This window comes from Paenibacillus sp. F4 (assembly GCF_002894905.1).
Lineage (GTDB): Bacteria > Bacillota > Bacilli > Paenibacillales > Paenibacillaceae > Paenibacillus > Paenibacillus polymyxa_B.
This window is the reverse complement of sequence record NZ_POVS01000015.1, coordinates 271,020-284,534: the sequence shown is the minus strand read 5'-3', so window position 1 is coordinate 284,534 and position 13,515 is coordinate 271,020. Positions and strand designations below refer to the sequence as shown.

Annotated in this window: 9 protein-coding genes and 3 pseudogenes; 10 read left to right on the top strand and 2 right to left on the bottom strand. The window is 42.6% G+C overall.

Annotation, left to right across the window (positions count from 1 at the left end; all coding sequences use genetic code 11):
* Positions 1-271 precede the first annotated feature (271 nt).
* The 7 genes and pseudogenes from C1T21_RS18270 (at position 272) to C1T21_RS18240 (ending at position 6,570) form a co-directional block, all read left to right on the top strand.
* Positions 272-1,035 (top strand): IS5 family transposase gene (locus C1T21_RS18270; RefSeq protein WP_102163329.1). Its coding sequence is split into 2 segments (ribosomal slippage): positions 272-608 and positions 608-1,035, totalling 765 coding nucleotides; the frame shifts between segments, so codons are not numbered across the junction.
* Between the two features lie 127 nt (positions 1,036-1,162).
* Positions 1,163-1,549 (top strand): annotated as a pseudogene (locus C1T21_RS18265) (SDR family NAD(P)-dependent oxidoreductase); the annotation flags it as partial.
* Positions 1,550-1,837: 288 nt separating this feature from the next.
* A pseudogene (locus C1T21_RS18260) lies at positions 1,838-3,305 on the top strand (IS5 family transposase).
* 222 nt (positions 3,306-3,527) lie between these two features.
* Positions 3,528-3,734: a hypothetical protein gene (locus C1T21_RS18255; protein ID WP_080771912.1), complete on the top strand. Its 207-nt coding sequence runs from the start codon at positions 3,528-3,530 to the stop codon at positions 3,732-3,734.
* Positions 3,644-3,871: pseudogene (locus tag C1T21_RS28560) on the top strand (transposase domain-containing protein); the annotation flags it as partial. The gene C1T21_RS18255 and the pseudogene C1T21_RS28560, both read left to right, overlap by 91 nt.
* A 502-nt stretch (positions 3,872-4,373) precedes the next feature.
* A complete protein-coding gene (locus C1T21_RS18245; protein WP_258012527.1) occupies positions 4,374-5,678 on the top strand; it encodes a DNA topoisomerase in 1,305 nt (434 codons plus the stop codon).
* Positions 5,679-5,841: 163 nt separating this feature from the next.
* The gene (locus C1T21_RS18240; RefSeq protein ID WP_180984614.1) at positions 5,842-6,570 is read left to right on the top strand and encodes a hypothetical protein; all 729 of its coding nucleotides are present in this window, start codon (positions 5,842-5,844) and stop codon (positions 6,568-6,570) included.
* Positions 6,571-7,604: 1,034 nt separating this feature from the next.
* Here the strand turns inward: C1T21_RS18240 and C1T21_RS18235 are convergent.
* Positions 7,605-8,045: a nuclear transport factor 2 family protein gene (locus C1T21_RS18235; protein WP_103049252.1), complete on the bottom strand. Its 441-nt coding sequence runs from the start codon at positions 8,043-8,045 to the stop codon at positions 7,605-7,607.
* A gap of 304 nt (positions 8,046-8,349) precedes the next feature.
* Here C1T21_RS18235 and C1T21_RS18230 point away from each other — a divergent pair, with 304 nt between their 5' ends.
* Together C1T21_RS18230 and C1T21_RS18225 are read left to right on the top strand one after the other, a co-directional pair.
* Positions 8,350-8,919 (top strand): TetR/AcrR family transcriptional regulator, encoded by a 570-nt coding sequence (locus C1T21_RS18230; protein ID WP_103049265.1) that lies wholly within the window; start codon positions 8,350-8,352, stop codon positions 8,917-8,919.
* Positions 8,920-9,340: 421 nt separating this feature from the next.
* Positions 9,341-11,503, top strand: coding sequence for an amidase (locus C1T21_RS18225; RefSeq protein WP_103049251.1), 2,163 nt, complete (start codon positions 9,341-9,343; stop codon positions 11,501-11,503).
* 338 nt (positions 11,504-11,841) lie between these two features.
* Here C1T21_RS18225 and C1T21_RS18220 read toward each other — a convergent pair whose 3' ends face one another.
* Positions 11,842-12,522 (bottom strand): winged helix DNA-binding protein, encoded by a 681-nt coding sequence (locus tag C1T21_RS18220; RefSeq protein ID WP_103049250.1) that lies wholly within the window; start codon positions 12,520-12,522, stop codon positions 11,842-11,844.
* 419 nt (positions 12,523-12,941) lie between these two features.
* Between C1T21_RS18220 and C1T21_RS18215 the strand changes: the two genes are divergently transcribed.
* Positions 12,942-13,379 carry an NAD(P)H-dependent oxidoreductase gene (locus C1T21_RS18215; RefSeq protein ID WP_308411647.1) on the top strand — a complete coding sequence of 146 codons (438 nt, stop codon included), beginning with the start codon at positions 12,942-12,944 and terminating at the stop codon, positions 13,377-13,379.
* Positions 13,380-13,515 lie beyond the last annotated feature (136 nt).

Here is a 13,515-nt window from a genome sequence, read left to right as displayed (position 1 = left end):
AGATTCGGCAACATATATAATGGCTTATTACACTATAACGGAGGAGATAACTGGTATCCGGGAACTACAGACTCTTATGGCCGTCCTATTCTGGCCAATCAATATGCAGATGCAGTTTACGCTACTTATAAGGGCTATGGCGGTAAGAACTAAGGTGGATTTTAAAAAAAAATAAGCAAAATCGGGCTGAAAAATGCGTTTTTTTAGCCCGATTTTTTTAGGGCCTGTACGCAAACTGTACAACTCGTAGAAATCTAGTAAAATAAGGCACATGAGACGAAGATACGAGTTAACGGATGAAGAATGGAATATAGTTGACCCCCTGTTGCCCCCAGCCCGAAAAAAACAGGGAGGACGTCCGCCCAAGGATCGGCGCCAGATGCTCAATGCCGTGCTTTGGGTTGCTCGAACGGGCGCGCCATGGCGGGATTTACCGAGTTACTATGGCCCTTGGTCTTCAGCCTACAGCTTTTTCTGGCGGCTACAAAAAGCGAATATTTGGGGTGAAATACTGAAGCATGTCGCCATCGAGCCGGATTGGGAGCAGGTCATGGTCGATGCCACCATCGTCCGCGTCCATCAACATGGAGCGGGCGCAAAAGGGGGCAGGACCGGCAAGCAATCGGACGTTCGCGCGGAGGATTAACTACCAAAATTCATGCGATGGTGGATGCGCTCGGCTATCCGCTGCGTTTCGAATTGACGCCAGGACAAGACCACGATTCTGTCACCGGCTATCGCCTTCTTCATGAACTGGACTTCTGCCCGGGCGAAGTGTTGGCTGATCGCGCCTACGATACCAATGCCATTCTGGAGCTTTTGCAAAGCCGAGCGATCACTCCGGTTATCCCAAGCAAACGCAATCGGCGGGTAAAGCGCCCGTTAGATTCTGAAACGTATAAAGAGCGACACTTAATTGAATGCTTTTTCAACAAAGTAAAAAACTATCGACGCTTGGCCACTCGCTATGAAAAAACAGCGAACATGTTCATGGCTTTTTTGACGCTGCTTTCAATTCGTTTATGGCTCAAATAGGTTTGCGTACAGGCCCTAGAGAATTGTACAATTAAATTTTTGAATAAGAACAAAGAGAAGGTTCTAAAACAGGCATTCTCTCTAAAAAATATGTACAATATACTATTTGTGAAAAGTTATGTAGATACTCGAGCATTTGAAGTCCAAAGAAGAAGCGGTTATTATCAACACGACTTCGTCACTTGGATTCGTGCCACTGGCGGGTGCTGCTGTTTATAGTGCGACGAAAGCAGCGCTCCATTCCTATACGCTATCCCAACGGTACATGCTTAAAGACACATCGGTGAAAATCCTGGAAATTGCGCCGCCAGGGGTTCAAACGTATTTCAATAACGATCCGAGCTCTATGCTACTAGCATCATTCATTGATGAAACGATGAAGGTACTTGGTACGGATGCGGACGAGGTTCTAGTGGAAGAAGCGAAAGTATTTCGAAACAACCCGGGCCCGAACGAAGGTATTTTTGTGAACCAGTTAAACAATATGATGTTTGAGCCGCCAAAGGGTCATTAATCCGTTTAATACTTAGCGTATATTTTCGTTAATTATCTCAACTCGCTTTTAGAAAATCCTTGATTATCAAGGGCGTGTACATCGAAGACATGTAAACAACGTATTCGCCTTGACAATGAGCCTCGCGGCATCGGAGTCTAAACACGTGCGCCGATGCCCATAGGACACGGTTTACCTAGGGCTTGCTGAACGAATCAAAACTCCAACAGGCACAAGGGTTTAGGGCCTCTTATGTCGAAGGAAAACGGGGCAGCCCCGTGAAAAACCGTGCACTTGGAGGCGTCAGGATTGTATCAGCGAACCGAGAACCAGATGAACCTGCCCGTCGACTTTTTTCTGCCGTTCGGCGGAAAGCTCGCAGAAGATAACCGCTGGGTGCTGCTGGCCCAGATGATTCCGTGGTGGATGCTCGAAGAGAAGTATGCGAAAAACTTCAAGAAAAGCCTCAAGGGCCAAAAAGCCGTTTCGATCCGTATCGCGCTCGGCGCACTCATCATCCAGGAGCGGCTTGGCACCGATGATCGGGAGACACTTCGTCAGATTCTGGAGAACCCGTATCTGCAGTACTTCCTCGGTCTGCCGGAATATCGGTACCGCCGTCCGTTTCATCATTCTCTCATGACGCATTTCCGCAAGCGATTGGGTGGCGAAATTCTGGATGAAGTGAATGAATGGATCGCTCTGGAAGAAGCGCGCAAGTGTCGGATGATTCATCGGACGACGATGAACCTGGCAGCGGAACTGACGCAGCGTCCGGTAAGCCTTCAGAAACGCAGCTACAGCAGATGGAACTGACGAACGAGGGCGAACTGCTGCTGGACGCTACCTGCGCGCCGGCGGATATCGCCTACCCGACGGATTTGTCGTTACTGAATCAGGCCAGAGAAAAGCTGGAGAAGATCATCGACATCCTGCACGAACCGGAACGTGGAAAGACCCGAAGCCCAGAACATACCGAGAGCGTGCCCGCAAAGCCTATCTGGCGGTTGCCAAGCAGCGGCGCGTGAAGCCGCGCGCGATGCGAAAAGCGATCGGCAAGCAGCTCAGGTTCGTTTCCCGTGATCTGCGCATGATCGCCGAACTCGCCGATATGACGAGCGGCCTGCCGCGGCGTTTGTACAAGGAACTGCTGGTCATTCAAGAGCTTTATCGTCAGCAGCAAACGATGTATGACAAGCGGACACACAGCATATCGGATCGGATTGTCAGTATCGCACAGCCACATGTCAGACCGATCGTGCGCGGCAAAGCCAGGGCAAACGTCGAGTTCGGAGAGAAGCTGGCGATTAGCGTGGTGAACGGCTACGCTTTCCGCGAGCATCTGTCGTGGGATAGCTACAACGAAGGGCAGACATTGCAGGACGCCGTAGAGCGTTACCGCGCCAGATTTGGTTATTATCCCAAAGCGGTGCTGGCCGACCAGATCTATCGAACCCGCGACAACTTGCGCTTCTGCAAAGAGGGAATTCGCTTAAGCGGACCGCAGTTGGGTCGTCCGTCAGCCGATCAGCAGGAGAAAAAGAAAATCGCCAAGACGGATGCAGCCGCACGCAATGCGGTGGAAGGCAAGTTCGGCGAAGGCAAGCGCAGTTATGGGTTTGGCCGTATTCGAGCACACCTTCAGACGACGAGCGAGACCGTGATCGGGCTGCAACTGCTGGTGATGAACCTCGAAAAGAGACTTCGGGTTCTCTTTTTGTCTATTTTGCAATGGCTGTGGTTGAGACTCGCGGTCCGCTTGCTCGTTCCACTGTAAAATGTGACCCGTTCAGCAAGCCCTACCTAGCAAGGTTATCCGATGCCTCTCATTGTAAAGGCACCACTACGCTGAATACGTTGTTTACAGAGTTAAGATATCCCGTAAACAAAGTAACATTATCGGTGAAATTCGTTACTTTGTTTACTATTAATAGCATGGTTTAAGCTAGTCAAGATAAAGTTAAAATGTTGGCGGATCGCCAATAGGACTAATGACAAATTGAAGGTGAAATTGCATATCGACAGCGGACACGATGCCGGGGCGATGTGGTTTGCGTACTCGACCGTCTATTCTTCACCGGACGGAAGCGGCTGGTATTCGCTCGTTATCATTGAAAAAAATGGTTTTTTTCCAATGCGCCACACGGAGCAAAAGCCAGTGCAACGATCTACAGTGTCATTGAAACAGCGAAGAAAAACGGGCTAAATCCTTTCAAGTATTTGACGGACCTGCTCGAACAGCTTCCGCAGCTTGCGAATCCGAAAGATCCGGTTGAGCTAGACGAATTGTTGCCATGGTCGCCTTCGCTCCCACTGACGTGCCGCCTATTTCAATCAAACTAAGACTAACAGGCCCTCATCTTGGGAACAAGGTGGGGGCTATTTTGCGCTTACACAACTGCTGGTGATGAACCTGAAAAGAGACTTCGGGGTCTCTTTTTGCCTCTTTTGCAATGGTTTTTGTCAAGGCTCGCCGTTCATTTGCTCGTAACATCGTAAAACATGATCCGCTAAGAAAGGCCTAATTATCAAGATTCAATGTGATGTCTGAAAAGAAAATTGAATTTACCTAAGAATGGATATAAAAAAAGAGGGAGTGAAGCCCAGCAACTATTTAATACCACTTATTATCATTTTGCTGTATATAATTCTAAGTCATGAAATTGAACCGATTTGCTGATATAATCAATTTATAGTTCTCTCAGAAAGGTCCGTGACATATTGAAACTTATTATTGCGGAAAAACCGGATCAAGGGGCGAAGTTGGCTTCACCTTTTAAACATAAAAAAACAACAAGGGTATATTGAAATCTCACCGAACGATACATTTCCAAAAGGAGCCCTAGTGACTTGGGCTGTTGGTCATGTTTGCGAATTGGTGCCTCCAGAGGAATACGATCCTAGTCTTAAGAAGTGGAGTCTAGACACTTTGCCGATATTACCCGAAAAATTTAGACATCGCGTTTCTCCTTCTAAAGCCAAGCAATTTCAAGTGATTAAATCCCTTTTAATGCGTCCAGATATCAAAGAAATCGTCCATGCCGGGGATGCCGGGAGGGAAGGAGAGTACATAGTCCGCATAGCGGTTCAGCTTGTTGGAGTGAACAAACCTATGAAACGGCTATGGATATCATCGTTAACACCCAAAGCCGTCGAACAAGGTTTTATGAATTTGAAAGGTGAAGAGGATACCCGGTCCTTATATTATGAAGCCGTTAGCCGTTCTTGCGCTGATTGGCTCGTAGGAATGAATGGTTCACGGGTATATTCACTTCTGTTCCAGCGTAGAGGAATTAGAGAAGTATTCTCAACTGGGCGTGTACAAAGTCCGACATTGGCGCTAATCGTAGCACGCGAGAAAGAAATTCAGAATTTCAAACCGGAACCGTTCTGGGAATTAAAAGCCAAATTCCTAATAAATGATACTGTCTATGAAGGCACATGGTTTCGGGAGGAGCAAACACGGTTTGCAAGTCGGGATGAAGCGGAGTCCGTCAAAAGAAACTGTGAAAATAAGCTGGCATCAGTCAATGAAATTGAGAGAGAGCGAAAAGAATTTCAACCGCCACAGCTCTTTAACTTATCTTCATTGCAAGCAGTTGCCAATCAAATTTATAAATATTCGCCTCAAAATTGTTTAAATGCGCTGCAGCAGCTTTATCTGGAAGGATACATTTCCTATCCGAGATCGGATTCGGCTTATGTAACACCTGAAGAAGCCAGGCAATTTCCTGAGATTCTTTCAAAGTTAAGTCGTCAAGAATCATTCAAGGATTTCTTTCCTTTGCCCATACAATCTATTGCCAATAATAAGAGATTTGTCAATGCGGCAATAGTAAGTGATCACTATGCGATCATTCCAACAGAAGTGATCCCCCAAATCGGACGATTGAAACCAGAAGAGCGTAATTTATACGAGCTGATTGTCAAGAGGCTGATAGCTGCGCATTATGATAAGGCTATTATTGATTATTCGCGCTTAATTACAGTCGTAGGTGATCAAGAAACATTTCTCACCAAAGGAAGACTTATTGTGCAGGAAGGTTGGCGAAAAGTTCTGTATGATTCTGATTCTCAGGAAGAATCCGAACCAGATGTATTACCTCCATTGGAGCAAGGCGAGCCGTTGCACTCGATTCGGGTTATTTAACAGCGCCCATTACCGATGTGCATGTGACGGCCGAAAATGTTCATGATTCCGTACCGTATTTGTCGCGTTTAGACCCCCAGCAAGAGCGTTTTGGATTTAAGGTGAACCTAGAGTTAAATCCAAGTATTTTTTTAATGTGAAAGTTGCCTTAAGGCAAGATTACTTGTATAGAGATGAATTTAAGAATGATTTATATAATGAAAATAGTAGATGTTTCAAAGCTATAGACCAATATATTAGAAAGAAATTCATCAAAAAACATCTAAAATGTATACTAATGCTTCAGGAACTTAGAAAAAATGAAAATGAAGAGTTCCCTCCCATTTGTCCATATGCTTATGCTTATGTATTTTGGAAGCAAACTTTATTAGGGAGAGAGCATTTTTACAATAATCTAGTTATTTCTAGAAGAAGGCCCGGTATAACTGTTGTAACTGAACTTATAGAGAGCATCATAGATGACTACAAAACTAAGCTCTTTGCCCATACCAATCTTTCTATATACGACAACAGAGAAATGTTTAACTGGGTATTAAATCGAGTGACATCTGAGCTATGTCTTAATTATTTTTACGAATGGCTTAAAATAGCGGTAGAAGGAGCCGAACAAATTAGTGTTCCGAATCGAGATAAAATAGATATTATGTTACAAAATAGTATTCCGAGAGCAATTCTAAAACACAACTCAGATGTAAGGCACAATCAAAGAATCGAAATCATGCTTCCAAGTGTAGCTAGAACGATTAATTTAAATGAATTTAAATGTCCGCTAAGTACTAAAACTATGAAGAAATTGTTATTCAAGATGAATACTTTTAAACCATTAAGTGTAGCAATGAGAATTTACGAAAATTCAAGTGATGAAAATAAAAGAATTGAATCTTACGTTTAAAAATCGCCTACTAAAGGCGATTTTTTATTTTTGACTGTGATAATATTTATCGGATATAATTAAATGTGAATAGGGAATGAGATAAAGTTCTTGTCATTTATGGGATAATGTTCTTGTCATCCGACAACAACAGGTAAAGCCAAGCTGTTATGCGGTTTTCTTTAGACATGTTCACAAAACCCGTATTTTGACTAATAGTGTAGATGTTCTTGACCACCGACATTCATGCTTATTTATTGTTGTCTTTTAATCTACTGTGTAATACATTGTTAATCCATCTATTTTGTTCACTGCCTATCGTTTCATGACTGTAAAATAACCCACAATACTTTTGAAGAACTAATGCTGGATCGATAATTTCCCTGCAGTGTTCTTTCATCTCTTGCTTCTTTTTATTTACTGTAAAAGCTGGCTTCAAAAAAGTAATATTTATAAAAAATGTTTACAGGGCACTACCACAATCTAATCTGATTGGGTTTCTTAGTTCTATTATGTAGGAAAATTTGTGTCAATAGTAATATAGGTACTTTTGTACACTTTTTTTATGACACAAGTTATCGGCTTCCTTAGTACACTTGCAGCGCTCGATATCCCGAGATCAAGCGCTGCAACTCAGGAACTTCTGGGTTGGAGGCCTGTGCAACCTGCACTTATCCCCCGACCTCTAACAGTCTCACTACTTCAACAACTGATTGGAATGCTCCCAAAATCCTAGCTAAAGATACAGGAGCATTTTTCTTTCAAAAAACAATAGCCTCTCCTCCCCGCATTGTACAAAAGGTGAGATGTTGACGCTGCCTCCGTGCTGCTTAATGTAGCTGACCTGATGGACGTTAATACTCGATTCCTTGGGCGCCCAGTTTGCTCACGACGCACGATGCTGAAGGAATCGTCATCGGGGTAAATGGTTTCCTAAAACGATATGCAGCTTACATTCATGATATATATCTAAATATAACTAAAAAATGACGGAATCGCGTGTACAACTCTCCCGTCATTTTTTAACATTACATCTTTTTCAATTGAATATTCCTTTAACCTTGCAAGGATCTTGCTTCGATGATTATATATTTTGAAGTACGTTCCTTTATGAACCACTTTTCGTTTAGACGTACATATACATCATGATATTGAACACTATAGTCTGTGATAACTTCTATGCCCTCTTTATCCCTCACCATTTTTATCTGAGAGAATACAACTCCCGTTGCAGTATCGCCATCCACGTTCACAACGTGCTGTCCATTCATGGAGAAATAATGTTTTACAAGTGAAACGTGACCTTTGAACTCCTCTTCCAGTTGTGTTGTTCCTGTAACATCGGACACCAACTGGTCCCCAAAGTAGACCTTGAATTGAGTATTCGGCGTAAATAAACGCATTTGATCCGAAATTCTTTTTTCATCTGTTAGAGTTGCATAAGCATCGACCAATTCTCTTAATTCCATTTTTGCTTGTATAGTTTCCAGTGACATGAAGTGGTCCTCCTTATTTCATTGGGTTTGAGTGAATCGCATGAATACGATATCTGACACATGCGTCAGCATCAGTTTAATCGTTTGGTAAATATTTCGGATTGCTGTAACCATTCTGTTTTCAAGCCATCATCCCTTTTTCCTCACACTCCTTCTCTTCACTATCCAACATTTGTTGAATAAATTGAACTTATTGATTATTATATAGGGTATGCGGATGAGTTCAATCGCTAATGTGGCGCTTTTTGTTCAATATTCAACGGAAACGATAGATGTGTTGGATTTTTTTATGGAGGTTATGCGGATGGGCATTAAAATTGACAGAAGGATCTTAAAGACGAAGGAAGCTATCTTTCAATCTTTTGCTTCTTTAATTTCAGAGAAGGACTTTGAGGACATTACGATCAACGAAATTGCGGATCGGGCAAATGTCAATAGAGGGACGGTATATTTCCATTACCGCGATAAATACGATCTGCTAAACAAGTGCATAGAAGAGAATTTAAATAAAATGATTTCGGTTACGACGATAACACATGCTAACGGAGAGACCTTCGATTTAATCCAATCCTCCTTTTTGCCTGTCATTAGTTATTTCGAAGAGAATCATCGATTATATGCTTCCATGCTTTCAAACAAAGGAATTCCCGCGTTTCGTGATCGGATGCTTGAAATCGTTACGAGCCACATCAAACTTCATATTAATATGGATGGGGACAACAAAAATTACAGCAAAGAATTGACTACTCAATTCATGGCTTCCGCCTTTGTAGGCGTAATTGAATGGTGGATTCTGAATAACATGCCGCAATCGCCAAATGATGTGGCTGATCAATTATGGGGGCTGTTAAAAAGGAATCAAGTCATAAATTAAAACGTTAGAATTAAGCCTCTTTCGCCTCCTCCCGGGAAAAAACGGCACCAAAACGGTGTCGTTTTCATTTCAAAACTTGAATCATTCGATTGTTTTTTACGAACTTCTCTCAAGTCACCACAATACTCTTTCAGGCATATAATAGTTTTTTCAACATCTCTTCCTTTGGGATTAAACGAAATATAAAATTCTTTCTCGGAGGAGATTGATTTTTGTCTTCAGCGATGATGCAACAATCTGAATCATGGATTACTAGATTTCACATTAAAAGTAGCGAACTTCCTTGTGTTGCGCATTACAAAAATTGACATTTCATATGAAAATAAGTAATATAATTAGAAACATTTATACTGTAAAAGGACCTTTCTCATCCCCTCTTTTTAAATTCCTGATCCTACCTAATTTAAGGAGTGAAAATGCTATGTGCGCACGAACGCTAAAAGCGAATACAAGGAATGTAATCGGTAACTATTGCAAATGGATCACAGTTGGTATGATTTTAACTTTCACGGGATGCCCGCTTGCATCCGCCGCTCCTTCACCCTCATCCTCTAGTAAAACTAGTGAACCCGTCTCTTCCCTAGTTACATTTCAATTGCAAGAGGCTACGATTGTTCAAATGCAGGAAGCGATGAAGTCAGGGGCACTGTCAAGTGTCGAGCTCACTGCTCTGTACCTTAACCGGGTATATGCCTATGATTCTAGTGGCATTCGACTGAATTCCATCCCTATTCTGAACCCCGACGTACTAAAAGAAGCTGCTCAAGCTGATCAACTAAGGGCACAAGGTATTAAGACCGGTCCTTTGCAAGGCATCCCCTACACGGTTAAAGACAGCTACAAGGTTAAGGGGCTCACTGTCGCTTCTGGATCTCCGGCTTTCAAAAACCTGATGGCAAAGGACGATGCCTTTACAGTAGAAAAGATACGCAAATCCGGAGGGGTGCTCATTGGTAAAACCAATATGCCGCCAATGGCAGCAGGTGGAATGCAAAGAGGCGTTTATGGCCGTGCTGAAAGTCCGTACAATCCAGATTATTTGGCTGCAGCCTGGTACTCTGGCTCCTCTAACGGATCTGGCGTATCAACAGCCGCCAACCTCGCTGCCTTCGGTATGGGGGAAGAAACGGTATCCTCTGGAAGATCACCAGCATCTAACAATGGTTTAATTGCCTACACGCCATCGCGGGGCCTAATCTCCATTCGGGGGAATTGGCCGCTCTTCCCTATACGGGATGTCGTTGTCCCACATACGAGGACTGTCGAGGACATGCTCCGCTTGCTTGACGTGATCGTTGTAGAAGATAAGATCACCAAGGGCGATTTCTGGCGAGAGCAGAAAGCCGTTCGGCTCCCTTCTGTCAACAGTGTCCGTCCCAAATCCTATTTAGAGCTGCGAGACATTCAAGCTTTGAAAGGCAAACGCATTGGCGTTCCGAAAATTTATATCGGTAAGGACCATGAAACCACAACTCCGATCAAATTCAGACCTTCGATACAGGCATTATGGGAAAAAGCTGTTAAGGATTTAACTGCTCTTGGAGCTGAGGTTGTGGAAGTTGACTTCCCCTTGCAGGCGAATAGCGAGAAGGACCGGGCAACATCGAAAACACCTGAGGAACGTGGTTTGATGCCAGCAAAGTGGGATGAAAAGGAATTTGGGTTGCTTAATCCTTATGCAGCTGAGGAATTCCTTAAAAGTGTGGGCGATCCAAATTTCCCGTCATGGGCTAATATCGACCCTGCAACCGTCTTCCCGAATCCGCCCGGTTCGGTAGATGCCAAACGTGGCAGAGACCTTGGCCACTATGACGTATTCATTGAAACCATAAAGAAAGGCGTCACCCCTTACGAACAAATTCCTCAGTTTCAGGAAGGTCTCAGGGGGCTTGAAAATGTACGAAAGATTGATTTTGAAGATTGGATGAAGCAAAACAACCTTGATTTTATTGCATTCCCGGCAAATTCGAATATCGGCAAAGCTGACTCCGATGTGAATGAAACGTCCTATGAGGAGGCTTGGGAGAATGGCAACTATTTCTCCAATACGAATTTCATTCTACGCGAGTACGGGATCCCAAGTGTGTCTGTGAGTATGGGCGCTATGAAGGATACCGGTATGCCCGTTAATCTGACGATGGCAGGTGCCGCATACAGCGATAATGACCTGCTTCGTTACGCTTATTCCTATGAGCAGGCGACCAAAAACCGTCCTATTGCAGCACGTACTCCAGCGCTTGAGGATGAAACCTTTTCCTATAACCCGCAAACCACTCTCCCACCCTCTAAACGCAAGGAAACAGGCCCCCCTGTACTTAAGTTGAATGCTTCGATCACGGATGATGTTCTCGCTTTGGAAGGTTCAGTCACAGATCAAAGTGATATCGCGCAGCTTAAAGTTTATGTCAATGGCATTCGTGTCGTTATTACAGAAGATAAAGCCAATTGGTCAGCAACGCTTCCAACTACTAAATACAAACAGGATGGTGCCTCCCAAGCTGATACGCTGCATATTCTCGTGCTGGCCAAGGATATTTACGGAAATACCTCTGCTCAAGTCAAGTCTGTCACTTTACCCCAATGATAAAGGACATCATAGAACTGACTATAATTGTGGGTTCCCTGACCGTAAGGTTACCATTAGAAAAGCTATCGCTGCAGCTGGCCTGAGCGACGGGATAGAGTGTAATATCCTATTCCTATCGCTGTTGCAATCCCGCTTCCATTTAATTGCTATTTGGTGGGAGCGGGATGTAGCCCAGTATCACCAAATAACTTATGGTCGAGAGTACAGAATGGCCTCTTGAGCTTTCTCCTTCTATGAAAAAAAATTCTTAGGAGACCTAAGAATTTTTAGTGCCTTCATGCATTTTTTATAAGAGTTTCTCCATAAACCCTAAATTTGATAGAGACAGGTATTAGTCAATCCTCAAGAAAGGCAATACGTATCAATTCTTTTACTCTGCTCAACTTCTTCGAATCAAAATTCTGTAGCATACTTAAGATTTCATTTTTTTGTTGTAAATCTATAGGTAAGCTAATTTTGTTAGTAGATAACTTGTAATCTTCGTGTTCATCCTCTGCTTCAACAGGAACCATTTCGGATCCAACCCATGAAGTTTCCAATACTTCTCTCATTAATTCTGAAAGAAAGCGTATCTGATCGAGGTTATAACGACTTAGAAAAATCCTAAAATTATCATCAATATGTTTATGAAGTTGCTGGTGCAATTTGAAAGCTTGCTCACCAGATGGAGTTAAACGAAATAATACTTCTTTTTTATTGGAAGATAATGATTCAGCATGTATAACTCCTAGTTTCACCAGCCGCTGAGTTATTTTTGATACGCTACCTCTGGGAATACCAAAATGCCTAGAAATTGTAATGCCATTGACTGGCTCTAATTCTCCTATAGCATCCAAGACATGGAGCATCTGAACAGATGCTTCCTTTAAAAATTCGATAACGACCGATTCAGTAGCATTTTTAATCATCCATCTTCTTTCTTCATCTTCGCCTTCTGACTGAAATCGCTTTTGTACAGCAGCAATGTGACCTATTATATCTGTTATTAAAAGCGTTTGTTCAACATTATCATTCATTTTTACAATCTCACTCTCTTACTTTTAAGATTTTATATTAGAGAATAAAGAAATATTCTCAGATTTTATATTTCTAGTATACCAAGTGATTATAAAAAATAAAATACAAGGAAACATTATTGAAAACAGAGAAACAAAAATATATTATTGTATCCATAAAACAATTTTGTTTCCAAGAAAACAAAGTACAAGAAAGGAATTTTATATGAATATTCTTATTATATTTGATCATCCTTATGGAAGTGGTGCTTCAGAAAATATTCTTCACAATAGAATGCTATTCAGCCGCCTTGTTGGCAGCTACCATAAGAGGTTTGCGTTCAAGTGGTCACCGAATCGATTTGATTGATTTGCATAAAGACGGCTTCAATCCTGTTATGTCTGCTTCTGACCTCGCGTCTTGGCGAACATAGGAAGTAATTGATCCTCTAATTGCAGATTATCAACAGCGACTACTCGAAGCAGATCACCTTATTTTTATCTTTCCTATCTGGTGGGAAGGAATGCCAGCAATGATGAAAGGTTTCTTGGATAAGGTATTCGCAAAAGGAATCGTGTACAGCGAGCCTAAACCAGGACGTTTATTTAAGTGTCTGCTTCCTCGTTTGAAGGGTGCTTCTTTACTAACTGTTATGGCAACTCCAACATATATTTATCGATGGCTATTTGGAAATCCAATCACCAAAATGATGTTTCGTGGAACTTTTCGAAAAATGGGTATAAACTCACTTAAATGGTATAATTACTCAGGTATGGAGAAGCGAACTCTTGAACAGCGCCAATTGTATCTAATGGAAACGGAAAAATTTTTCGCAGAACGTTGGCCTACTACTTATGGACTATTGCACAATAAATAGGGTGAATCGCTACATTTATCACTAATATTTTTGGTAAGTCTCATCTTCCGAAACGGCCTGCAAGCTTTCAGGAGTTCCCACGACTCGGCCTAAAGAGAACTTTCTAAGCATGTTTGGCATGTGTTAATCCTTCCTG

Excerpts from the sequence above, each read along its gene's own strand:
- C1T21_RS18235 (WP_103049252.1), bottom strand. The coding sequence starts at position 8,045 with ATGTCACTGGAAACTATACAAGCAAAAATGGAATTAAGAGAATTGGTC.
- C1T21_RS18220 (WP_103049250.1), bottom strand. The coding sequence starts at position 12,522 with ATGAATGATAATGTTGAACAAACGCTTTTAATAACAGATATAATAGGT.
- C1T21_RS18225 (WP_103049251.1), top strand. The coding sequence starts at position 9,341 with ATGTGCGCACGAACGCTAAAAGCGAATACAAGGAATGTAATCGGTAAC.
- C1T21_RS18230 (WP_103049265.1), top strand. The coding sequence starts at position 8,350 with ATGGGCATTAAAATTGACAGAAGGATCTTAAAGACGAAGGAAGCTATC.